The sequence below is a fragment of the Saccharopolyspora mangrovi genome (genome assembly GCF_035320975.1).
GTDB lineage: Bacteria > Actinomycetota > Actinomycetes > Mycobacteriales > Pseudonocardiaceae > Saccharopolyspora > Saccharopolyspora mangrovi.
Map to the genome: position 1 here is coordinate 93,591 of NZ_JAWLNX010000022.1, position 21,990 is coordinate 115,580.

Below are 21,990 nucleotides of genomic sequence, written 5' to 3' on the forward strand. Positions count from 1 at the left end.
TGCCGCGGTCAGGTGAGGGCTTGGCGGTGCTTGGCGGCGAGGTTGAGGTATTGCTCGACGGAGAGCTTCAGGGCGGCTTGTTCGTCGTCGGTGAGGGGTCGGCGGATCTTGCCGGGGGTGCCGGCGACCAGGGAGCCGGGTGGGATGTCGGTGCCTTCCAGGACCACGGCGCCGGCGGCCACCAGTGAGCCTGCGCCGATGCTGGCTCCGTTGAGCACGACCGCGCCCATGCCGATGAGGCTGCCGGTGTGCACGGTGCAGCCGTGCAGGACGGCGCGGTGGCCGACGGTGACTTCGGGGTGGATGTCGGCGGGGAATCCGGGGTCGGCGTGGATGACGGTGCCGTCCTGGATGTTGGTGGCCTCACCGATGGTGATGGTTTCCTGGTCGCCGCGCAGGACCGCGCCGTACCAGATGCTGGCGCGGGGGCCGATGGTGACGCGGCCGATGAGGCTGGTGCCGGGGGCGGTGAAGGCCTCGGGGTGGATCTCGGGGGTGATGTCGTCGACGGTCACGGTCAGCGGGTCGTTCAACGGGTGTCCTTTCGGCTGGTGCGCTGCTGGGCGAGCCAGGCCAGCGCGACGTCGGTGTGTCCGTCCACTTTGTCCTCGATGCCGTCGAGGAAGCTGCGGTCGCCGTGGGTGGCGAGTTCGTCGAGGACGGCTTGGGGGTCGCCGGTGTCGATGATCTCCAGCAGGTGGGCGTGGCGGGCGACGTCGCCGTCGAGGCTTTCGTGTTCTTCGCGGGCGCGGCGGTTGAGGGCCATCGACAGCATCATCTGCAGTTGCAGGGAGCGGTAGGCCTCTTCGAGGCGGGCGTGGCCGGACAGGCCGACCACCGAGACGTGAAATTCGAAGGACCGCTCGAGGTAGGCGGGCCGGTCGCCGGTGCGGGCGGCGTCGGTCATGGCCTGCAGGGCCTGGTGGCAGCGGGTGCGGCGGGCGGAGTCGGTGACCGGCACGCCCAGGCGGATGGCCAGGCGTTCGAATTCGGCGCGCAGGGTGCAGATCTCGTAGATGTCGTGCAGCGTCAGCGGGGTGACGATCACGCCCTTGCGGGGGACTTGCCGGACGAGTCCTTCGCGTTCGAGGACGCGCAGGGCTTCGCGCAGGGGTGGGCGGGAGATGCCGAGCTGGCCGGTGAGCCGGTTTTCCACGATGCGCTGACCGCAGAGCAGGTCGCCGCCGACGATCATGCGTCGCAGGGTGGCGGCGGCGAGTTCGACGAGGCTGGGTGGCCCGACGATGTGCGGGGCGCTGCTGGTGTTGTCCACGGGTCCGGTCACTGTTCTCCTTCGGTGCTCGGCGCGATCCTATTGCCTCGGCTGGAGCAACCTGGTCGGTCGAGCTTGTCAGCCATGATCTGACTGCTGTAGACAAAAGTCAGGTGATGCCGATCACGGTAGCGCCGTGTCGCCCGGTGAGGTGGGAGGCGTGGATGTGAGTACCCGATCAGAGTCGGCTCCGCTGGCTGGTGTGCGCGTGGTGGAGATCGGCGCGTTCATGGCCGCGCCGTTCGCGGCGATGCAGCTGGCCGATCTCGGAGCCGATGTCATCAAGGTCGAAAACCCCGCCGGGGGCGACCCGGTGCGCCAGACCGGCCCGTTCCTGCAGGAGCACTCCTCCCCTTTCGTGCGGCTCAACCGCAACAAGCGCTCGGTGGCGCTGGACCTCAAGACCGAGCAGGGCGCACGGCTGCTCGGTGAGCTGCTGGGCTCGGCGGATGTGCTCATCGAGAACCTGCGGCCCGGGGCGTTGCGATCCCTCGGGTTCGGCCCCGAGCAGGTGCGGGAGCGCTTCCCGCAGCTGATCTACGTCGCCGTCTCCGGCTGGGGCCAGGACGGACCCCTGGCCGCCCAGCCCGGTTTGGACATCATGGCCCAGGCCCGCGCGGGGCTGATGAGCATCACCGGCGAGCAAGGCGGCGCCCCGGTCAAGGTCGGGGTCCCGGTGTGCGACCTGGTGTGCGGGTTGTACGCGGCGATGAGCGCGATGGCCGGGTTGCGGGCCCGCGAGCACACCGGGCGCGGCCAGTTCGCCGACGTGTCGCTGTTCGAGGCCGGTGCGTCGCTGGCGGTGTGGGAGGCCGGGACCTACTTCGCCACCGGGGAAAGCGGCCGCAAGCACGGCTCGGCGCACCAGAACAGCGCCCCGTACCAGGCGGTGCGCAGCAAGGACGGGTGGGTGACCGTCGGTGCCACCACCACCAAGACCTGGCCGGCGTTCTGCCGGGCGCTGGGGCTCGAGGAACTGCTCGAGGACTCCCGCTACGGCTCCTCCTACGACCGCTACCACCACCGCGACGAGCTCATCGCCGCGATCGAGCGGGAAACGACCCGGTGGACCACGGCCGGGATCGTGGAGGCGCTGGTGGACGCCGGGGTGCCGTGCGCCCCGATCGCCGAGACCGGCCAAGTGTTCACCGACGAGCACCTGACCGGGCGCGGGTTCTTCTGGGACGCGCCGCACCCGCAGCTGGGCGCGGTGCGCCAGATCGGCTCGCCGATGCGGCTGTCCGACACCCCGCCGCAGCGGCGCACGGCCGGCCCGGTGCTGGGTGAGCACACCGGTGAGGTCCTCGCCGAGCTGGGCGTGGGCGCCGACGAGATCGCGGGCTTGGCGCAGGCGGGAGTCATCGCCGAGCCCTGAGCAGTCCCTTTCGCTACGCGAGCTCGAGGAGGAGCGATGCGTGCGTTATCCCTGATCATGGCCGTGGTCGCGGTGGCGTGTGCCGGGTGCGGTGGCGCGTCCGGCACCGAGGACGCGGCGGGCGCGGATCGACCGGTGGGGCCGGTGACGATGGTGGTGCCCTTCGCCGCCGGAGGCGGCAGCGACATCGCCGGGCGCGCGGTGGCCGACGGGCTGGTGTCGGTCACTCCGGGCTTGAACATCAGCGTGGACAACCGCGAGGGCGGGCAAGGCGCGGTCGGCTACTCCTACCTGCTGGGCAAGGCCGGTTCCCCGCAGTACCTGCTGGCCACCGAGACCTCGCTGCTGTCGCTGCCGGCGTCGGTGGACGTGGCGTTCTCGCACCGCTCGTTTACCCCGATCTTCAAGGTCGGTGAGGACTTCACGCTGCTGGTGGCCCGCCCCGACTCCCCCATCACCAGCTGCGCCGATGCCGTCGAGCAGGCCCGGCACCGCAGGGTGCTGGCGGCGATCTCCGGCGCGATGGGCCCGGATGCGGTGGTGTTCTCCCAGATGCGCGCCACCACCGGCGCCGACATCGACACCGTGCCCTACGAGGGCGGTGGGGAGTCGATGGCGGCGGTGCTGGGCGGGCAGGTGGAGCTGGCCTCGCTCAACCCCAGCGAGGTCATCGGCCAGCTGCGCGCCGGGGAGCTCAAGGCGCTGTGCGTGTTCGCCGACCAGCGCTACACCTACCCCGAGCTCGCCGACATCCCCACCTCGGTGGAGCAGGGCGTGGGGGTGGTCTTCGCGCAGTTCCGCGGGGTGATCGCCCCGGGCGAGCTCAACCCGCAGGCGCGGGAGTTCTGGGTGCAGGCGGCGCGGCGCTTCGCCGATTCCCCCGCCTACCGCGAATACGTGGCCTCGGAGTTCCTGCAGGCCCGGCCCGCCTTCGGTGAGCAGTTCGGGGCGTACCTGGCCGCCACGCAGGGCCCGGTGGAGCAGGTGGTGAGCCGATGAGCGGTGATCGCGCGCAGGTGTGGGTGCTGATCGGCCTGGTGGTGCTGGGCGCGGGTTTCGCGCTCTCCGCCCCGGTCTACGGGGTCGTGGGCGAGCAGGGCCGGATCGGGACGGGTTTGGTGCCGATGGTCGCCGGTGGGCTGCTGGCGGTGCTGGCCGCGGTGTTGCTGCGCCGCCAGCTGTCGCAACCGGTCGCGGCGGGTGAGACCGAGTCGGGCACCGATGATTTCGGGCGCACGGCCGGGCAGCGGTCGTGGATCCTGCGGCGGGTGTTCGTGCTGCTGCCGGTGACCGTGCTGGCGGTGCCGGTGGTGGGCATGGTGTGCGCGTTCGGCGGCCTGGTGCTGGTGATCTCCACCTGGCTGGAAGGCCGCAGGCTCCTTCCGGCGGTGGCGTTCTCGGTGGCGGTGGCCGGTGGGGTGTGGGTGATCTTCGCGGTGCTGCTGGCCGTGCCGCTGCCGACCGGGATCTTCGGGTTCTAGAAAGGGAGGGGGTGGGCCGGGGTGTGGGAGAACCTGCTGCTGGGTGTGGCGACGGCGTTGACGCCGACGAACCTGCTGTGGTGCTTCGCCGGTGTCGTGCTGGGCACCGTGATCGGGCTGCTGCCCGGGATGGGGTCGGCCACCGGGGTGGCGATCCTGATCCCGCTGACGCTGACCGTCGAGCCGGTCACCGCGCTGATCCTGCTGGCCGGGATCTACTACGGCGCCCAGTACGGCGGGACGATCACCTCGGTGCTGCTGTCCACACCGGGCGAGGCCGCCAGCGTGGTGACCACTTTGGACGGCTATCAGATGGCGCGGCAGGGCAGGGCCGGTGCGGCGCTGGCGATCGCGGCGATCGGCTCGTTCGCCGCGGCGATCCTCTCGCTGATCCTGCTGGCCGCGCTGGCACCGCCGATCGCGCAGGTCGCGCTGCGGTTCGGGCCGCCGGAGAACCTCGCGGTGATGGTGCTGGCGCTGGTGACCATGGTGGTGCTGACCACCGGGTCGACGCTGCGCGCCGCGGCGATGGCCTGCGTGGGAGTGCTCATCGCCTGCGTGGGCATCGATGCCGGAACCGGGCAGGCGCGCTACACCTTCGGCAGCATCAACCTGCTGTCGGGCATCCCCTACGTGGAGGTCGTCATCGGGTTGTTCGCCGTCGGTGAGGTGCTGCACCAGATCCGGGTCGGTGGGGCGCGCCCGATCAGGGCGGGTTTCCGGGACCTGGTGATCCGCCGGTCCGACATCCGCGATTCGGCCGGGGCGATCGGGCGCGGCAGCCTGATCGGGTTCGCCCTGGGCACCCTGCCCGGTGCCGGATCGACCCTGGCGTCGTTTCTGGCCTACGGGCTGGAGAAGCGGGTCTCGCGCAACCGGGAGAACTTCGGCCACGGCGCCATCCAGGGCGTGGCCGCACCGGAAAGCGCCAACAACGCCGCCGCCAACGCCAACTTCATCCCCACCCTGACCCTCGGCATCCCCGGTGGCGCCACCACCGCGGTGCTGCTGGGTGCGCTGACCGTCTACGGCATCCAGCCCGGGCCGCTGCTGTTCACCGAGCAGCCCGACCTCGTGTGGGGCCTGCTGGTGTCGTTCTTCATCGGCAACCTCATCCTGCTGGTGCTCAACCTGCCCCTGGCGCCGGTGTTCGCCCAGCTGCTGCGCGTGCCCTACGGGTTGCTCTACCCGCTCATCCTGGTGACCAGCTTCACCGGCGCGTTCGCCATCGACAACAACTTCTTCTCCGTGGTGCTCGTGCTGGTCTTCGGGTTCGTCGGCTACGGCATGAAACGCCTCGACCTGCCGATGGCGCCGCTGGTGGTGGGCGTGGTCATCGGCGGCCTGCTGGAGAAGGCGCTCGTGCAGTCCTCGGCGATCTTCGACGGAAACATGTGGCTGCTGGCCACCCAGCCCATCGCGGTGGTGATCCTGCTGATCGCCGCGGCCATGCTCACCGCACCCCTGCTGGCCCGCCACCGGGCGGGAAGGAAGGAACACGCCGATGTCCGATGAACTGCTGGTGGCCGCCGAGGGACCCGTGCTGCGGGTGACCTTCAACCGCCCCGCGCAGCGCAACGCCATGAGCTGGACCATGTACGACGGGCTGGTGGCCGCCATCGAACGCGCCGAAACAGACCCGGACATCCGGGTGATGGTGTTGCGCGGTGCCGGCCAGGAGGCGTTCGTGGCCGGCACCGACATCGCCCAGTTCGCCGAGTTCACCAGCGGCGAGGACGGGGTGGCCTACGAGCAGCGCATGGAGGAGGTCTTCGGGCGCCTGGAGGCCGCCACCGTGCCCACGGTCGCGGCGATCTCCGGCTACTGCGTGGGCGCCGGCATCGCCCTGGCCGCGGCCTGCGACCTGCGGATCTCCACCACCACCGGGCGCTTCGGGGTGCCGGTGGCGCGCACCCTGGGCAACTGCCTGGCCATGAACACCTACTCCATGCTGGTGTTTCACCTCGGCCCGTCGCGCGCCAAGGACATGCTGCTGCGCGCCCGCATGTTCACCGCCGACGAAGCCCACGCCGCCGGGTTCGTCACCGAGCTGTGCGAGCTCGGTAAGCTCGAGGAGGTCGTGGAGACCATGACCGCCCGGCTGGTGCAGCACGCGCCGCTGACCATGTGGGCTTCCAAGGAGGCGGTGCGCCGCTTGCGGCTGGCGAACATGCCCGACGGGGACGACCTGGTGCGCACCGTGTTCGGCAGCGACGACTTCCGCAATGGTGTGCGGGCGTTTTTGGACAAGACCCCGCACACCTGGAGCGGCCACTAGAGCTGCGCGGCGTCCTCGGCGGTGATCTCGGTGAGGGTCTCGCCCAGCAGCAACCAGCGGGTCGGGTTGACCTCGCGCAGGAACGCCATGTCGTGACCGGCCACGATCAGCGCACCCCGGAAGGCCCGCAGCGCGGCGGCCAGGTGGGCGCTGCTGTCGAGGTCGAGGTTGTTGGTGGGTTCGTCGAGCATGAGCAGCTGGGGTGCGGGTTCGGCCAGCAGCACCGCCGCCAGGCTCGCCCGCAGCGCTTCCCCGCCGGAGAGGGTGCCTGCCGGCTGGTCGGCGCGGGCACCGGTGAACAGCAGCCGCGCCAGCTGCGCGCGCACCTGGGTGTCGGTCAGCGCCGGGGCGGCCTGGGCGAGGTTGGCGGCCACGCTCAACTCCGGGTCCAGGACGTCAAGGCGTTGCGGCATGAGCCGGGCGGGCACCGGAACCCGCACCTCACCCGCCTGCGGCTCGGCGGTGCCGGCCAGCAGCCGCAGCAGGGTGGTCTTGCCGGTGCCGTTGCCGCCCAGCAGCGCGATGCGTTGCGGCCCGTGCACATCGAGATCCAGCACGAGTCCGGTGTGTGGCAGCACCACCTCCCGCAGCCGCGCCACGTCCCGGCTGGCGGGCACACGGGTGGCCGGCAGCTCCAGCCGGATCTGAGCGTCGTCGCGCAGCGCCTGTTTCGCGTGGCGGCGTTTCTCGCGGGCGGCTTGCAGGCGTTCCTGCTGGACGCCGGTGAGCTTGCCCGCGGATTCCTGCGCGGCGCGTTGCCGGGCACCGGCGAGGATCTTGGGCATGTTCTCGGCGGCTTTGGCGCCTTGTCGTTTGCGGCGGGCGAGCTTGACCTGGGTCTCGGCCAGTTCCCGCTGCTGGCGGCGCTCGTCAGCCTCGGCGGCGCGCAGCGCCTGCTCGGCGGCGGCCTGCTGGGTGGCCACCGCCTGCTCGTAGGCCGAGTACCCGCCGCCGTGGAAGGTGATCTCGCCGTCGCGCAGTTCGGCGATGCGCTCGACGTCCTCGAGCAGTTCGCGGTCGTGGGAGACCACGATGAGCACTCCGTGCCGCCATCCGCGCAGCGCCTGCCGCAACCGGTGCCGTGCTGCTCGGTCGAGGTTGTTGGTGGGCTCGTCGAGCAGCAGCACCTCGGGGCGTGCCAACAGCAGCGCGGCCAGGTGCAGCAGCACCGTTTGGCCACCGGAGAGCTCGGCGACCCGCCGGTGCAGCTCCAGGCCCTCCAGTCCCAGGCCGGCCAGCAGGGCGTGGGCGCGTTGTTCGACGTCCCAGTCCTGCCCGACGGTGTCGAGCAGCTCTTGGGTGACCTGCCCGGCTTCGATGGCCGTCAGCGCCTGCAGCTTGTCTGCGATGCCGAGCGCTTCGTCGACGCGCACACCGGTGCGGGTGGTGACCGTTTGCGGCAGGTACGCCGCGGGTGCGGGTGTGTGCAGGTGCCCGCTGGTGGGGGAAAGCCGGCCGGCCATCAGCTGCAGCAGGGTCGTCTTGCCGCTGCCGTTGCCGCCGATGAGCCCCGTGACGCCGGTGGGGAACCCGGCGCTCAGCCCGGTCAGCACCGGGGTGCCGTCAGGCCAGGTGAAGCTCAGGTCGGTGCAGGTCACCGATGCGGAAGTGGGTGTGGACAACAGGGTCTCGCCTTCGCCGTGAACGGGTGTGTGCAGCTGCAGCGAGCACCACGCGGCGACGATCCCCTCCCGCACCGAACGCACGTTGCCGGCGGGTCCTGGGTCTCCGAGGTCGCATCCACGCGCTCAACCAGCGCCACCAGCCCCGGTGGGGTTGGTGCGGGTGTGCCGGCGTGGTGTTCGCGGACCTCAGATGAGCAACAGGCACCTCTCTCGGCGGCGGCAGGACGCCTGCGATGCTAGCGGGTGACCCGGCGGGCGCGCTGCTGAATTTTTCAGCACCACTCGGCCAGGGTGGCCACGGTCTTCCAGTTCCGGCAGGTCACCGGCGTGCCCAGGTGGCGTTGCAGGTGCGCGGTGGTCAGCTTCGAACGCCCCACCCCGTCCGGGTAGTGCAGGAACACCTCCCCCGCGGCGGCGGCCACCGTCTCGCGGCCCGGGATCGGCATGGCCTGCACCCGCTCGGGCGCCACCGGCTCCAGCGGGAAGGCGACCTGCAGCTTGGGGTGCTCGATGCCGGGCGCAGCCAGCGGGTGCCCGTCGGCGGCCAGAGCGGTCAGGTGTTCTGCGGTGCGAACCATGACCTCGGTGTCGATCCCGTCAGCGGCCAGAGCGTGCCGCAGCTGCAGGGCCACCTGCCCCGGGTCGGCGAGCTCGCTGGTGAACACGGCGTTGCCGCTCTGCAGATAGGTGCGCGCCCCACCCCAGCCCAGGCCGGTGATCAGTTCCCGCAACCGCGCCATCGGCACCCGGCCGTGCAAACCGAGGTTGACCGCGCGCAACAACGCCACATAGGTGCCCACACCCGGGATCCTGCCAGCACACCCCGACGCTCACCGGCAGGCACGGGTCAGGGCTTCCTCGACATCGGCGGCCTGGTCGAACAGCGCGGACAGGCCGGTGAGCTCCAGCAGCCGGTGGACCTGCCCGGTACCGGGCACCACTAACAGCCTCGCATCGCGCCGCCCGGCGGCGTTGTAGGCCAGCATCAGCAGTTCCAGCACGGCGCTGCTGGCAAAGCCCACCTGGGACAGGTCCAGGATCGCGGTGTGCAGACGCGCGGCGGTCAGGCGCTGGCGGATGATCTCGGTGATGCGCGGCAGGCTGGCCAAGTCGACCTCACCGCCGATGCGCACCAGCACCAAGCCGCGTTCGGGCCACTGCACGCGCACGGTTAACGCCGACGCCGGCCGGTCACGACCGAGCGCGGCATCGCCGGCGGAGCGGGGCGCGACGATGTCGCCGCCGCCGCGAGATGCCTCGATGGGCATGGACCTGGAGACGATCACGCTACCCCCTCGTGGTGGGCGAATCGACGACCTCGGCTGCACCACCACACGTGCCGTCGAACCGCTGTGGGCTGGGGAGATCGCTCAGCGGGGCGTGCGCGGTGGCAACCGGATGGGACCGCACCACCACCGTAGGAGCCGCCACCACCCCACAACAAGGAACAACACTTTCGTGTGAAATGAGCTTGTTCGTAGTCGTCTTGCGTGGCGGTGCGGGTGGCGGAACCTGAGCGGCTCCGTGGACTCCGCGCGCCGCTGCTTGAGCATGTCAAACGCGGCGTCCCGGCGTACTCGCCGCGAAGCCGCTCAGAACCCCCCGCAGGGCAGGGCACCGCGGTACCAGCGCCTTAGGCGGTGAAGGAGAAAGCGGCTTCGCCGCATGGCTGATGCGCCCTAGTGGAGGGTGGTGTCGAGGAAATCGGCGATGAGCGACCACGTCGCCGGTGCCTGCCCGGTGAGGGCGCCGCCGGCGGCGTGGTGGACCTGGTGCGGGGTGAAGTCGCGGGTCTCGTCGAGGTAGTCGTGCTCGTGCACCCGCCCGCTCATCTCGTAGAGCGTCGCGGCCACACCCGCGCGGTGCAGGGCCGCCAGCAGCAGTTCGCTCTGGTGGTACGGCACCAGCGGATCGCTCGTGCCGTGCAGGATCAGCCACGGCGGGCAGCCGCACCGCACCCACTGCGACGGGTCGGCCTCGGCGACCCGCCCGGGCACCGTCTGGATCTCCGCGCCGATCAGCCGCGACTCCGGAGATGCCGGGTCGTCGTGACCCCGGGTGCCGCCGGTGATGCGGTTGAACCCCTCGATCGCCCCGGCAGGCATGTGGGAGTCCATCGCCAGGAAATCGGTCGGCCCGTAGAGGTCGACCACCGCCTGCACCTCGCTGGACACCGACGTGGGACCCAGGTCGCCTTCCATGCCCACCACGCCCGCAGTGGCGCCGAGCATGCTGGCCAGCCACCCGCCGGAGGAGGTGCCCATCACCGCGATGCGCTCACCGTCGAGGCCGTAGCGGGCGGCGTTGGCCCGCAGCCACCGCACCGCGGCCTTGCCGTCGTGGACCTGGCCGGGAAACCGCGCCTGCTGGCTGGAGCGCACCGCCACCGCCGCCACCGCGTAACCACGGGCGCACAACGCCCGCGCCACCCGCTCACCGCCGGAGTTGCCGTTGTCGGCCAGCCACGCCGACCCGGCCGTCCACATCACCACCGGGCACGCCCCGGCGGCCTCGGCCGGTAAGTACAGGTCCATGCGGCCGGCATTGCCGACCCGCGGCGCATACCCCAGATCGCGCATCACCACGTACGGCTGCCCACCGGTGGCGCGGGGCTGGGCGAGCATCCCCCACAGCCCCACCGCACCGGCCGCCACGCCAAGCCAACCCAGCCGCATTCGGCCACCACCTCCGCACCCGGAAACGATCAAGAACCCACCATGCCAAGATCGAACCCGGCTGGGAAGGCGATCACCCGAACGCACTCGACCTTTGCGCGGGAAGTGGCGAGTTCTCGCCGGACGCGGCATGCCTGCCCCCGGCCACCGGCTGCCACACCTGCCCCACCGACAGCCGCAACTCGCCGTCGAGCACATCGACGGTGATCTCATCCCCGGCACCGGCCTGCCCGGCCAGCACCAGCTGCGCCAACCGGTTGTCCAGCTCCCGGGAGATCACCCGCCGCAGCGGCCGCGCCCCGAACTCCGGCTGGTGCCCGCGCTCGACCAGCCAGTCCAGGCCCGCGTCCGTGACCGTCAACCGCATGCCCTTCTCGGACAGCTGCGCGCGGGTGCGTTCCAGCAGCAACCGGCCGATGCTGCGCAGCTGCGCCACACCCAGCGGCCGGAACACCACCACGTCGTCGATGCGGTTGATGAACTCCGGGCGGAAGAACGCGCGCAGCTCCTCCAGCACCACCACCGCCGAATCAGCGGCATCGGCACCGGAATCCAGGATGCGGTCGGCACCGAGGTTGGAGGTCATGATGACCACGACGTTGCGGAAATCCACCAGCCGGCCCTGCGAATCGGTCAACCGGCCGGCGTCGAGCACCTGCAGCAGCGTGTTGAACACGTCCGGGTGGGCCTTTTCGACCTCGTCGAGCAGCACCACCGAGTAGGGCTGGCGCCGCACCCGGTCGGTCAACTGCCCCGACTCGCCGTAGCCGACATAACCCGGCGGGGCTCCGATCAGCCGCGACACCGAGTGCTTCTCCTGGAACTCACCCATGTCCAGCCGCAACAACCGGCCCGCATCACCGAACAGCGCCTGCGCCAGCGCCCGCGCCAGCTCGGTCTTGCCCACCCCTGTGGGCCCCAGGAACAGGAAGTTGCCGATCGGGCGCTCCGGATCGGCCAACCCCACCCGCGCCCGGCGCACCGCCTCGGCCACCGCCGAGACCGCCGCGTCCTGGCCCACCACCGTCGCCCGCAGCTGCTCCTCCAAGCCCAGCAGGCGCTGCACGTCCTCGGCGCTGACATCGGCCACCGGGATGCCGGTGCGGGTGGCCACCACATCAGCCACGTCGTCGGCCACCACCGTCGGCTCGAACACCGCCGCCGAGCGCACCTGCCCACCCCGGCGCAACCGCACCCGGCTGCAGGCCTGATCGAGCAGGTCCACCGCCTTGTCCGGCAGGAACCGGTCGGCGATGTAGCGCTGGGACAACTCCGCGGCCGCCCGCAACGCCGCCTCGTCGATGCGCACCCGGTGGTGGCGCTGGTACCGCTCCCGCAACCCCCGCAGCACGATCACCGTCTCCTCCACCGAGGGCTCGGAGACCATGATCGGCGCGAAACGCCGCTCCAGCGCCGGATCCTTCTCAATGTGCTTGCGGTACTCCTCGACCGTGGTGGCACCCAGCAGCCGCACCTCGCCGCGGGCCAGCGCGGGCTTGAGCATCGTGCCGGCATCCATCGAGCCCTCACCGGCCCCGGCACCGACGATGCTGTGCAGCTCGTCGATGAACACCAGCACGCTGTCGCGGTTGGCGCGGATCTCGGTGAGCACGTCGCGAAAACGCGACTCGAACTCGCCCCGGTACTTCGCCCCGGCCACCATCCCGGCCAGGTCCAGCGACACCACCCGCAGATCCGCCAGCGACCACGGCACCTCACCGGCCACGATGCGCCGCGCCACGCCCTCCACGATCGCGGTCTTGCCCACCCCGGGATCACCCACGAACACCGGGTTGTTCTTCGAACGCCGCCCCAGCACCTCGATGGCCTGCTCGATCTCGACGTCGCGGCCCACCACCGGATCCAGCTTGCCCGCCCGCGCCAGTTCGGTGAGGTCCAGCCCGAACTCGTCCAGCCGCGGCGTCAGGCTCAGCACCCCGCGCCCGTCACCGCCCTCACCGAGCTCGATCGCCCGCGCCAGCGCACGCCCGGCCACCGAATCGGCGTCGGCGGCCAACCCCAGCACCACGTGCCGCGCACCGACCACATCAGCGCCCTCCGACAGCGCCTGCCGGTAGGCGCCCAGAAGCGCCCGCCGCGCGGCCGGGGAGAGCACCGGGGTGCCCTGCAGCAGCGGTTCCTGCACGGCGATGACCGCCGAACGCACCGCCTCTGCCAGCTCACCCACCCGCACCCCGGAGGAGGTCAGCAGCTGAGCGGTGGCCTCCACCCGGGTCACCGCCCACAGCAGGTGGGTGCTGTCCAGCTCCGGCGAACCCCAGTCCACAGTGGCCCGAACGGCCTTGGACACGACCTCGTGGGCCTGCTCGTCGAGCAGCGCCGACAACGCCGACGACCGCTCGGCCGCCTCACCCGAACCCGACAGCACGTCGCGAAACAGCGAGTCGAAGGCGGCAGAGGAATCTCCGGCACCGCCGCGATCCAACCCCGACACCTCCACACACGCCGCCGCACCACCGGCCCGGCCCGAAAACCCCGGGGCGGCAGGCGATGTCACAAACCAACGGGCGAACGGTCACCGGCCCCCGCCGGCACCGGTGGCTCGACCGATGCGAAACACCACCGGGATGCCACCGCCACCATCGGCGCCGCTCGCGAAACCTCTGCGCGCGCAAGCCCTCTCACGCCCCGGACACCGGGCGCCGTGCGCACCTGATCATTGTGGCACGGCCAGCCCCGGCCACCCCGGCCCGGGTTGGGGCCGCGTCAGCTGGCGCGCTGTTGTGCCTGCTCTATGGCATCGGCCAGCCGCGAGAGCTCCTTGCCGATGTGCGAGAGCCGTTCGGCCATCACGCTGGCGTGCCCGGACAGCGGGCCCACGTGACCGGCCGCGCGCAACCACTCGGTGACCCCCGACAGGCCACCGGACATGCCCTCCACGGTCAGCGAGAAACCACGCATGACCTTCTCGATCTCCTCGACGCTGTGGGCCACGCCCGGGTCGCGCAGCCGCTCGCCCAGCGCCACGGTCGCCTCGCCGACCTGCCGGGCCACCTCCGAGGAGTAGCCCGACTCGCCTCCCCCGTCCTCACCGCGCCTGCCCGAGCGGCGCGCGGGCGGGCCGTGCTTGCCCGCCTGTGATGACGAGTGGTCGGAATGTCCAGCGGCAGTCATAGCGAACCAATCAACCCGAATCCAGTACCAACTCCACCCCGACCGCCACGCACCCTCGCCGATCCGGGATGGGTGGTTTCCGGATCGCAGGCTTGTCGCAGCACAGGAGTAGGTGCGGAGAGGTTAGCGCGTCCCGCCCGGGCGTGGTGAGGGCGATGCGCAAGCAATACCCACCGCGTGCGCGCACTCACCGGCCGCACCACCAGCCCCACCGGGTGCCACCAGCACCGATCACCGACCGCGCACGCCCAGGGCGCGGTGGGTGATCAGCGCTCGCCGAGCTCGGCGAGCAAGTCGTTGATCTCCTCATCGCTGGTGGCGGCGAAATCGCGGTACCACTGCCCGACCGCGGCGAACCCGACCGGCTGCAGCACGCACACCACCACATCGGCCTCGCCGCGCAGCGCCCGCACCGACTCCGGCGAACCCACCGGCACGGCCAGCACCAGGTGACGCGGTCCGGCCTGCGCCAGCGCGCGCAGTGCCGCCCGCGCGGTGGCGCCGGTGGCCAGCCCGTCGTCGACCAGCACCACATCGCGCCCGGCCAGCTGGACCGGCTCGCCGTGGTAGAGCCGCTCGCGGCGGGCGGCTTCGGCGCGTTCGCGCTCGCAGGCCGCCGCGAGGTCCTCGTCGCTGACCCCGAAGGCGCGCACCAGGTCGTGGTCGTAGCCCGGCGGGCCGTGCGCGGTGACCGCACCGAGGGCCAGTTCGGGCTGGCCAGGCGCGCCGATCTTGCGCGCCACGCACACCCGCAGCGGGGCTTCCAGAGCGCGGGCCACTTCGGCGGCCACCGGCACACCACCGCGAGCCAGGCCGAACACGACGGGCTCGGGCAGGTCCACGCCGTGCAGGTGGCCAGCCAGGACTTGGCCGGCGTGGGCGCGATCGGCGTAGCCGGTCGCGCGCGGCAAGCGGGATCGCATCTGAGGCATCAGCACGCCTCCCACCACATCGGGGGTGCTCTTCCGGGGTGCCCACCACGGACGGGGCGGCAAACCGATCTCAACTGCCGAAACCGCTCACCGCCAGCGCCCGCAGCCGGTTGAGCGCCGCGGCGACCTCCAGCGGCCGGGGCACGGCGAAATCACCCGCGAACCGCTCGTCGACCGCCTCCACCCCGCGTTCGGCGAACTCGGCGGCCAGGATCTTGACCACCTCGGCGATGCTGCGCTGCCCGTCGAGCACGCCCCGCCTGGCACAGCCCACCAGCGCCAGCCCGATGCCGGTGACCTGGGAGGCATCAACGATCTGCTCGACGCCGCGCAGCTCGACGGTCGACTCGCCCACCGTCAGCGCGTCGGTGCCGCGAGCGCGGATCTTGGGGCGCTCGGTGGCGATGCAGCGCGGGTCGACCACCCGGTGCCGCAGTGGCGGGTAGCCCTCGGCTTCGCTGCGGCGTCCGGTGGGGCGGGCCTGGGAGAGCTCGCGGGCGGCCTCGGTGACATCGCGGGCCCGGTAGGAATCGAGCATCACCACCGCGTCGGCGACGTCCATGTAGTCACCGGAGCCACCCATGACCAGCACCGTGGAGACCCCGTGGGTGGCGTGCAGGGGGCGGATGAGGTCGACGAAGGGGGTCAGCGGTTCGGCGTCCTTGGCCACCAGCGCCTGCATGCGGGCGTCGCGGATCATCAGGTTGGTCGCCGCGGTGTCCTCGTCGACCAGCAGCACCCCGGCCCCGGCCTCGACCGCTTCGGTGATCGCCGCGGCCTGCGAGGTCGACCCGGAGGCGTTGTCGGTGGAGAAGTCGCGGGTGTCGGCACCGGTGGGCAGGTGCGAGACGAACGGGCTGACATCCACCCGGTGCACGCGCCTGCCGTCCTCGGCGCGCACCTTGACCGCATCGGCCCGGGCCACCACGAGTTCGCGTCCGTCGCCGGGCACGTGGTCGTAGACCCCGTTCTCCAGGGCGCGCAGCAGGGTGGACTTGCCGTGGAATCCGCCGCCGACGATCAGGGTGATGCCTTCGCCGACGCCCATGCCGGTGATCTCGCCGCGGTGCGGCAGCGACACGCTCACCCGCATCGACTCCGGTGAGCGGAACGGCACGGCCTCGAGCAGGGGTCGTTTGTCGATGCCGCTGCGGCGCGGCAGGATCGCCCCGTCGGCGACGAAGGCGACCAGCCCGAGCTCGGGCAGGGCGTTGCGCAGGGCGTCGGTGTCCTCCACGGAGTCGACGAACTCCTGCACGGCCTGCTGGTCGGCGGCGGTCCAGCGCAGGGCGGCGTCGACGGCCTCGGGCAGTTCGTCGCACAGGGTGTGCTCGGCGGCGCGGCCGTCGATGGTGCGGCCCCGGCCGGGCAGGTCGATGCCCATGCGCACCTGCACCGCGCCCTGGTGGATCTGGCAGGAGCTGCGGTCGAGGACCTGCTGGCCCCCGGCGTCCACGCGCAGCCGGCTCTTGCCGAGTTGGCGGTGCAGGGCTCGCACGAGGTAGCCGGCCAGGCCGCGGGCTCGCACGGGGTTGTCCCACAGCTGCTGCGGCACGCCTGCTCGGTCGGCTTCGACGGTGACCTGCACGCGGCTGGCCGGGGCGTAGGGGTCGGGCTGGACGCGCTGGACCTGCAGGGTGAAGCCCTCGAAGCGCCAGGAGCCGGTCAGCGACTTGTAGCGGCCGTAGCTGGCGCCGTGCATGCCGCGCAGTTCCTGCCGCAGCTGCTGGGCGTGGCCGCGGGCGGCGGCGGGGTCGCGTTGCTGGGCGGTGCCGGTGGTGCGGGGGCCGCTGCGCCGGGGACCGCCCCGGCCGCCGTATCGCTGTGCCATGCCCACAGGGCTACCGCAGCAGGCGGAGAATCTCCAATCCGGGATGATCCAGGCCACAGTGGACACACAGTGGACGCTCGTGCGCAGCCCGATCGGCGGCAAATGCGAAACACTCGCGCGTCGGTAACCGGCAGGTGGGTTGAGGTCGGGTTATCCTCGGCCCGCGCGCGCAAGATCACCCGTCTAACGACCTTTTCGGACACCCGTTCGCTCTCGCACCGGCACCCCCTGTCCTGGGGTGTGCCGGTGTCCAGTGAGGAGGCCCGCCATGTTCAGACTGCCCGGTCGTGACCGGCGCCGCGCAGCCGCGCCCCGCCGCAGGGCTTCGGTGGTAGTACTGGCCGCCGTGACCGCCCTGACCGCCGCTGCGAGCCCGGCGCAGGCCGCGGCGCCGCGGCTGGATCCGCACGACCCCAACGGGGCGTGGAGCGGCTACAGCGCGGGCTCGAATGAGCGCGGCTCGGGCCAGGTGCCGGCGGGTGCGCTGGCGGGCATGGACGTCAGCGGGCACCAGCCCCAGGTGGACTGGGGGCGCGCCTACGCCGACGGGGCGCGGTTCGCCTACGTCAAGGCCACCGAGGGAACCGGGTTTCGCTCGTCGGCCTTCACCGGGCAGGCCCGCGGTGCGGCGTCGGTGGGCATGGTGCGCGGCGCCTACCACTTCGCGCTGCCCGATCGCTCGCCCGGCGCGGTGCAGGCGCACTTCTTCGTCGACAACGGCGGGGCGTGGGCGCCGGGCACGGGCACGCTGCCCGGGGTGCTCGACATCGAGCACAACCCCTACGGCGAGATCTGCTACGGGCTGGACCCGGCGGGCATGTCGCGGTGGATCGCCGATTTCTCCGGCACCTACCAGGCGCGCACGGGCCGGGCCCCGGTCATCTACACCACCACCTCGTGGTGGAACCGCTGCACCGGCGCCAACCCGAACTTCGCGGCGGCCAACCCGCTGTGGATCGCCCGCTACGCGCCGGAGATCGGGCCGCTGCCGGCGGGCTGGGCCTACCACTCGATCTGGCAGCACAGCGACACCGGGCCGCTGCCGGGTGGTCAGGACGCCTTCAACGGTGATGTCCACCAGCTCCACCAGTTCGCGGGCTGAGGCGGCACGACCAAAGCGCGGGGCACCCACCGAACGGAAGGTGGGTGCCCCGCGCTTGTTTCGGGTGCGGCCGGGTCAGGGGCCGAGCAGCTCCTGCGGGATGGGCTGGTCGTTCTTGATCGCGTCGAACATCTGGCCTGCCTTCTCCTTGTCCCAGACGATGACCGATCCGCCGTCGGAGTCCTCGCCGAAGCGCCCGAACGGCGCCTGGGTGGTCACGCCCTTGCCGCCGCTGATGTCGCCCATCGCCAGCGCCAGCGACATCAGGTGCCAGATGTGGTCGGAGTCGTTGACCAGGAAGGTCTTGCTCGCCCCGGAGGCCAGCGGGAACAACCGGAACGGGTTGATCAGGGTGGCGGGGCTGGTTCCCTTGTCCACCAGCGCGCCCAGCAGCTTGCGCTGGTTCTCGGCGCGTTCCAGGTCGCCGCCGTCGAGGGAGTAGCGGGCGCGCACGAACCCGAGGGCCTGCGGGCCGTCGAGCTCCTGGCAGCCCTGCGGCAGGTGGACGTTGGCCATGTTGTCGTCCATGGGCTTGTCCAGGCAGATGTCGACCCCGCCCACCGCGTCGACGAGGTCGGCGAACCCGCCGAAGCCGATCTCGGCGTAGTGGTCGATGTGCACCCCGGTGTTCTGCTCCACGGTCTGGGCCAGCAGCTTCGGGCCGCCGAAGGAGAACGCCGAGTTCAGCTTGGTCTTGCCGTGGCCGGGAATGGACACGTAGGAGTCGCGCGGCAGGCTGATCAGCGCCGGCTGCCCGCCACCGCTGGGGATGTGCACCAGCATCATCGAGTCGGTGCGGCGCCCACCGGCATCGCCGGCGGAGAGCTCTTCGCGCTGCCCCTCGTCGAGGCCTTCCCGCGAGTCCGAGCCCACCAGCAGCCAGTTGCTGCCCGCCGAGTCAGCGGCCGGGCCCTCGAACTCCAGGGCGGCGGTGCGCTGCAGCATGCTGTCGAAGTAGAACAGCAGCGCCCCCAGCAGCACCACGACCACCAGCAGCCCGACGCCGATGCGCTTGCCCCAGCTGGGCCTGCGCCGCCGCGGCGGCGGCGGGTGGGGCCGGTCGCCGCGCGGGCGCCCGGGTGGGGGTGGTGGCGGCGCGGGGCGCCGTCCCTGCGGGGGCTGGGCGCCGCGGTAGTAGTCGTACCTGTCGCCGCCGCCCTGCGGCCTTCGCCTCGGCGGTCCGCCCGCCGACCAGTCGCTCATGCTCACACCTGCGTCGGTTGTTGGCGACGCGTCCCGCACGCGCCGCTGTGTGGCGTGCAGCATTGCAGAAGCACGTCGCGCAGGTGGCCGCCGCTATCGAACAGTAATCCGCGATCACGGGTTTGTGCTGGTGGTGGGCGCGAGCGAGATCTCACACCCACCACCAGCGGCGCGTGCCCTAGCTTGCCACGGCCGAGCGCACCGCGGTGGCCCACAGCTCGATCGCGGCGTCGACCTGCTCGGCGGTGACGATCAGCGGCGGGATCATGCGCACCACGTTGCCGGCCGGCCCGCAGGTCAGCAGCAGCAGCCCGGCGTCGGCCGCGGCGGCGTGGGCGCGGGCGGCGGTGGCCGCGTCCGGGGTGCCCTCGGGGGTGGTGAACTCGTTGCCCAGCATCAGGCCCAGGCCGCGCACCTCACCGATGACGGGGTGGTCGGCGGCGACCTTGCGCAGCCCTTCGGCCAGCCGCGCGCCCTGTTCGGCGGCGTTGGCCACCAGCCCTTCCTGCTCGACGACATCGAGGGTGGCCAGTGCCGCCGCGGCGGCCACCGCGTTGCCGCCGTAGGTGCCACCCTGCGATCCCGGCCAGGCCTTGCTCATCAGCTCCTGGCCGGCGGCGATGGCCGACAGGGGGAATCCGCTGGCCAGACCCTTGGCGGTGATGAGGATGTCCGGGCGGATGCCGGCGTGGTCGTGGCCCCAGAAGCGGCCGGTGCGCCCGACACCGGTTTGCACCTCGTCGACGATGAGCAGGATGCCGTGGGCATCGGCGCGCTCGCGCAGCCCGGCCAGGAACTGCGGGGGCGCGGGGATGTAGCCGCCTTCGCCGAGCACGGGCTCGATGATGATCGCGGCGGTGTCGCGCGGGGAGGTCTGGGTCAACAGCAGCTGGTCGAACTCCGCCAGCGCCCGGTCCACGGCCTGCTCGGTCGAGCACTGCCAGCGGTAGGTCTCGGGGAACGGGGTGAACACGACCCCGCCCATCATCGGTCCGATGCCGGCGCGCACCTTCACCCCGGAGGTGGTCAGGGCGGCCGCGCCCATCGTGCGGCCGTGGAAACCACCCTGGAAGGCGATGATGTTGGCCCGTCCGGTGGCGTGTCGCGCCAACCGCACCGAGGCTTCAACCGCTTCACTACCGGAGTTGACGTAGAAGACCCGGTCGAGGCCTTCGGGCAGCACGTCGCCGAGCCGTTCGGTCAGCGCCAGCAGCGGCTTGTGCATCACGGTCGTGTACTGGCCGTGGATGAGGGTGCCCACCTGGCGCTGGGCGGCCTCGACCACGCGCGGGTGGCAGTGTCCGGTGCTGGTGACGCCGATGCCAGCGGTGAAGTCCAGGTAGCGGCGGTCGGCTTCGTCGTAGAGGTAGACCCCTTCGCCGCGCGCGGCCAGCACCGGGGTCGCCTGCTTGAGCGCCGGGGAGAGCTCCGTCATGATCGACTCCAAGCGTGCAGAATGTAGGATTGTTGACAATCTAGGCAGTCATGCAACCATCAGCAGCGCCCGGTGTCCACTACCGAAGCGGTCTAGGTTGGTAATCAAAGATCCGACGACACCCAGGAGGGTTCGCGCAGCGATGACCACCACCCCAACGCACCCCCGCGAGGCGACCGTCGTCGAGGCCGCCCCCAAGCAACTGCTCATCGCGGGCAAGTGGCGCGACGCCACCGGCGAGCGCACCTTCGCCGTCGAAGACCCCGCCACCGGCGCCACCCTCTGCCAGGTCGCCGACGCCTCCCCCGACGACGCCCTGGCCGCGCTGGCCGCCGCCCACGACGCCCAAGCCGGCTGGGCCACCCACCCGCCGCGCGAACGCGGCGAGATCCTGCGCCGGGCCTACGAGATCATCATCGAACGCCGCGACGACCTCGCCCTGCTGATGACCCTGGAAATGGGCAAACCCCTGCCCGAAGCCCGCGGCGAGATCACCTACGCCGCGGAGTTCTTCCGCTGGTTCGCCGAAGAAGCCGTGCGCATCGGCGGCGACTACGCCGTGCCGCCCAACGGAGCCGGGCGCTTCCTGATCACCCGCCAGCCCGTCGGCCCGGCCCTGCTGATCACCCCGTGGAACTTCCCGATGGCCATGGGCACCCGCAAGATCGGCCCCGCCATCGCCGCGGGCTGCACCTCGGTGATCAAACCCGCCCACCAGACCCCGCTGTCGATGCTGGCCCTGGCCGACATCCTGCGCGAAGCCGGCCTGCCCGACGGCGTGCTCAACGTCGTCACCTCCGTCGACGCCGGGGCGATCATGGAACCGATGATCCGCGACCCCCGCGCCCGCAAGCTGTCGTTCACCGGCTCCACCAACGTCGGCCGCACCCTCATCGAGCAATCCGCCCAGCAGGTCCTCAAGGTCTCCCTCGAACTCGGCGGCAACGCACCCTTCCTGGTCTTCGACGACGCCGACCTCGACGCGGCCGTGGAAGGCGCCATGCAGGCCAAGATGCGCAACATCGGCGAAGCCTGCACCGCCGCCAACCGCTTCTACGTCCACGCCGACATCGCCCAGGCCTTCTCCGACAAGCTCGCCGAACGCATGTCGGCGCTGACCATCGGCCGCGGCGTCTCCGACGACATCCAGGTCGGCCCGCTCATCGACGCCAAGCAGCTCGGCAAGGTCACCGACCTGGTCTCCGACGCCATCGCCCAAGGCGCCCAGGTCATCACCGGCGGCGACAAGCACGGCGACGACGGCTACTTCTACACCCCCACCGTGCTCACCGGCGTGCCCGACGGGGCCCGCATGGCCAGCGAGGAGATCTTCGGCCCGGTCGCGCCCATCACCACCTTCACCGACGAGCGCGAAGCCATCGCCAAGGCCAACAACACCGAATACGGCCTGGTCAGCTACCTGTTCACGCAGAACCTGCAGCGCGGCCTGCGGGTCAGCGAAGCACTCGACACCGGCATGGTCGGGCTCAACCAGGGCATCGTGTCCAACCCCGCCGCCCCCTTCGGCGGCGTCAAGGCCTCCGGCCTGGGACGCGAAGGCGGCAAGCTCGGCATCGACGAATTCCTGGAAACCAAGTACGTCTCCATCGGCGGCCTGTGACACACGCTGATGTGGGGGGGGGGG

19 protein-coding genes are annotated in these 21,990 nt (G+C 71.5%); 7 read left to right on the forward strand and 12 right to left on the reverse strand.

Features of this window, described 5'->3' with window-relative positions; all coding sequences use genetic code 11:
• Window positions 1-8: 8 nt before the first annotated feature.
• A complete protein-coding gene (locus R4I43_RS26135; RefSeq protein WP_324268349.1) occupies window positions 9-533 on the reverse strand; it encodes a gamma carbonic anhydrase family protein in 525 nt (174 codons plus the stop codon).
• The gene (locus tag R4I43_RS26140) at window positions 530-1,285 is read right to left on the reverse strand and encodes a GntR family transcriptional regulator (protein ID WP_324268350.1); all 756 of its coding nucleotides are present in this window, start codon (window positions 1,283-1,285) and stop codon (window positions 530-532) included. Before R4I43_RS26140 ends, R4I43_RS26135 begins: the two co-directional genes overlap by 4 nt.
• A gap of 154 nt (window positions 1,286-1,439) precedes the next feature.
• Between R4I43_RS26140 and R4I43_RS26145 the strand changes: the two genes are divergently transcribed.
• From R4I43_RS26145 to R4I43_RS26165, 5 genes are read left to right on the forward strand one after another with little or no spacing between them, the layout of a single operon-like run.
• Window positions 1,440-2,648, forward strand: a complete 1,209-nt coding sequence (locus R4I43_RS26145; RefSeq protein ID WP_324268351.1) for a CaiB/BaiF CoA transferase family protein — start codon at window positions 1,440-1,442, stop codon at window positions 2,646-2,648.
• Between the two features lie 36 nt (window positions 2,649-2,684).
• Window positions 2,685-3,647 carry a tripartite tricarboxylate transporter substrate binding protein gene (locus R4I43_RS26150; RefSeq protein ID WP_324268352.1) on the forward strand — a complete coding sequence of 321 codons (963 nt, stop codon included), beginning with the start codon at window positions 2,685-2,687 and terminating at the stop codon, window positions 3,645-3,647.
• On the forward strand, window positions 3,644-4,129 hold the full coding sequence (locus R4I43_RS26155) for a tripartite tricarboxylate transporter TctB family protein (RefSeq protein ID WP_324268353.1): 486 nt from the start codon (window positions 3,644-3,646) through the stop codon (window positions 4,127-4,129). The genes R4I43_RS26150 and R4I43_RS26155 overlap by 4 nt, the downstream gene beginning before the upstream one ends.
• Window positions 4,130-4,150: 21 nt before the next feature.
• Window positions 4,151-5,644: a tripartite tricarboxylate transporter permease gene (locus R4I43_RS26160; protein WP_324268354.1), complete on the forward strand. Its 1,494-nt coding sequence runs from the start codon at window positions 4,151-4,153 to the stop codon at window positions 5,642-5,644.
• Window positions 5,634-6,407 (forward strand): enoyl-CoA hydratase/isomerase family protein, encoded by a 774-nt coding sequence (locus R4I43_RS26165; RefSeq protein ID WP_324268355.1) that lies wholly within the window; start codon window positions 5,634-5,636, stop codon window positions 6,405-6,407. Before R4I43_RS26160 ends, R4I43_RS26165 begins: the two co-directional genes overlap by 11 nt.
• Here the strand turns inward: R4I43_RS26165 and R4I43_RS26170 are convergent.
• The 8 genes from R4I43_RS26170 to R4I43_RS26205 all read right to left on the reverse strand — a co-directional run bounded on the left by R4I43_RS26170 (window position 6,404) and on the right by R4I43_RS26205 (window position 16,605).
• Entirely contained in the window at window positions 6,404-8,104 is a 1,701-nt protein-coding gene (locus R4I43_RS26170) for an ATP-binding cassette domain-containing protein (RefSeq protein ID WP_324268356.1), read from the reverse strand. The genes R4I43_RS26165 and R4I43_RS26170 overlap by 4 nt on opposite strands.
• A gap of 200 nt (window positions 8,105-8,304) precedes the next feature.
• Complete coding sequence (locus R4I43_RS26175) at window positions 8,305-8,832, reverse strand: DUF1697 domain-containing protein (RefSeq protein ID WP_324268357.1); 528 nt, start codon at window positions 8,830-8,832, stop codon at window positions 8,305-8,307.
• 30 nt (window positions 8,833-8,862) lie between these two features.
• On the reverse strand, window positions 8,863-9,318 hold the full coding sequence (locus tag R4I43_RS26180; RefSeq protein ID WP_324268358.1) for an STAS domain-containing protein: 456 nt from the start codon (window positions 9,316-9,318) through the stop codon (window positions 8,863-8,865).
• A gap of 393 nt (window positions 9,319-9,711) precedes the next feature.
• Complete coding sequence (locus R4I43_RS26185; protein ID WP_324268359.1) at window positions 9,712-10,707, reverse strand: alpha/beta hydrolase; 996 nt, start codon at window positions 10,705-10,707, stop codon at window positions 9,712-9,714.
• 73 nt (window positions 10,708-10,780) lie between these two features.
• Window positions 10,781-13,162 (reverse strand): ATP-dependent Clp protease ATP-binding subunit, encoded by a 2,382-nt coding sequence (locus R4I43_RS26190; RefSeq protein ID WP_324268360.1) that lies wholly within the window; start codon window positions 13,160-13,162, stop codon window positions 10,781-10,783.
• A gap of 272 nt (window positions 13,163-13,434) precedes the next feature.
• Window positions 13,435-13,842, reverse strand: coding sequence for a hypothetical protein (locus R4I43_RS26195; RefSeq protein ID WP_324268361.1), 408 nt, complete (start codon window positions 13,840-13,842; stop codon window positions 13,435-13,437).
• Between the two features lie 266 nt (window positions 13,843-14,108).
• On the reverse strand, window positions 14,109-14,774 hold the full coding sequence (locus R4I43_RS26200; protein ID WP_324268362.1) for a phosphoribosyltransferase: 666 nt from the start codon (window positions 14,772-14,774) through the stop codon (window positions 14,109-14,111).
• Between the two features lie 70 nt (window positions 14,775-14,844).
• The gene (locus R4I43_RS26205; RefSeq protein WP_324268363.1) at window positions 14,845-16,605 is read right to left on the reverse strand and encodes an ABC-ATPase domain-containing protein; all 1,761 of its coding nucleotides are present in this window, start codon (window positions 16,603-16,605) and stop codon (window positions 14,845-14,847) included.
• A gap of 346 nt (window positions 16,606-16,951) precedes the next feature.
• On the opposite strand from R4I43_RS26205, the gene R4I43_RS26210 reads away from it, so the two are divergent.
• Complete coding sequence (locus R4I43_RS26210; protein ID WP_324268364.1) at window positions 16,952-17,707, forward strand: lysozyme; 756 nt, start codon at window positions 16,952-16,954, stop codon at window positions 17,705-17,707.
• A 75-nt stretch (window positions 17,708-17,782) separates the two neighbouring features.
• On the opposite strand, the gene R4I43_RS26215 is transcribed toward R4I43_RS26210, so the two are convergent.
• Together R4I43_RS26215 and R4I43_RS26220 are read right to left on the reverse strand one after the other, a co-directional pair.
• The gene (locus R4I43_RS26215; RefSeq protein ID WP_324268365.1) at window positions 17,783-18,910 is read right to left on the reverse strand and encodes an LCP family protein; all 1,128 of its coding nucleotides are present in this window, start codon (window positions 18,908-18,910) and stop codon (window positions 17,783-17,785) included.
• A gap of 178 nt (window positions 18,911-19,088) precedes the next feature.
• Window positions 19,089-20,345 (reverse strand): aspartate aminotransferase family protein, encoded by a 1,257-nt coding sequence (locus tag R4I43_RS26220; RefSeq protein ID WP_324268366.1) that lies wholly within the window; start codon window positions 20,343-20,345, stop codon window positions 19,089-19,091.
• A gap of 142 nt (window positions 20,346-20,487) precedes the next feature.
• Between R4I43_RS26220 and R4I43_RS26225 the strand changes: the two genes are divergently transcribed.
• Window positions 20,488-21,966, forward strand: coding sequence for an NAD-dependent succinate-semialdehyde dehydrogenase (locus R4I43_RS26225; protein WP_324268367.1), 1,479 nt, complete (start codon window positions 20,488-20,490; stop codon window positions 21,964-21,966).
• Window positions 21,967-21,990 lie beyond the last annotated feature (24 nt).

What these genes read in the sequence shown, in the direction of transcription:
- R4I43_RS26195 (WP_324268361.1), bottom strand. Translation starts at nt 13,842, where the DNA reads ATGACTGCCGCTGGACATTCCGACCACTCGTCATCACAGGCGGGCAAG.
- R4I43_RS26150 (WP_324268352.1), top strand. Translation starts at nt 2,685, where the DNA reads ATGCGTGCGTTATCCCTGATCATGGCCGTGGTCGCGGTGGCGTGTGCC.
- R4I43_RS26220 (WP_324268366.1), bottom strand. Translation starts at nt 20,345, where the DNA reads ATGACGGAGCTCTCCCCGGCGCTCAAGCAGGCGACCCCGGTGCTGGCC.
- R4I43_RS26185 (WP_324268359.1), bottom strand. Translation starts at nt 10,707, where the DNA reads ATGCGGCTGGGTTGGCTTGGCGTGGCGGCCGGTGCGGTGGGGCTGTGG.
- R4I43_RS26215 (WP_324268365.1), bottom strand. Translation starts at nt 18,910, where the DNA reads ATGAGCGACTGGTCGGCGGGCGGACCGCCGAGGCGAAGGCCGCAGGGC.
- R4I43_RS26200 (WP_324268362.1), bottom strand. Translation starts at nt 14,774, where the DNA reads ATGCCTCAGATGCGATCCCGCTTGCCGCGCGCGACCGGCTACGCCGAT.
- R4I43_RS26155 (WP_324268353.1), top strand. Translation starts at nt 3,644, where the DNA reads ATGAGCGGTGATCGCGCGCAGGTGTGGGTGCTGATCGGCCTGGTGGTG.
- R4I43_RS26205 (WP_324268363.1), bottom strand. Translation starts at nt 16,605, where the DNA reads ATGGCACAGCGATACGGCGGCCGGGGCGGTCCCCGGCGCAGCGGCCCC.
- R4I43_RS26225 (WP_324268367.1), top strand. Translation starts at nt 20,488, where the DNA reads ATGACCACCACCCCAACGCACCCCCGCGAGGCGACCGTCGTCGAGGCC.
- R4I43_RS26165 (WP_324268355.1), top strand. Translation starts at nt 5,634, where the DNA reads ATGTCCGATGAACTGCTGGTGGCCGCCGAGGGACCCGTGCTGCGGGTG.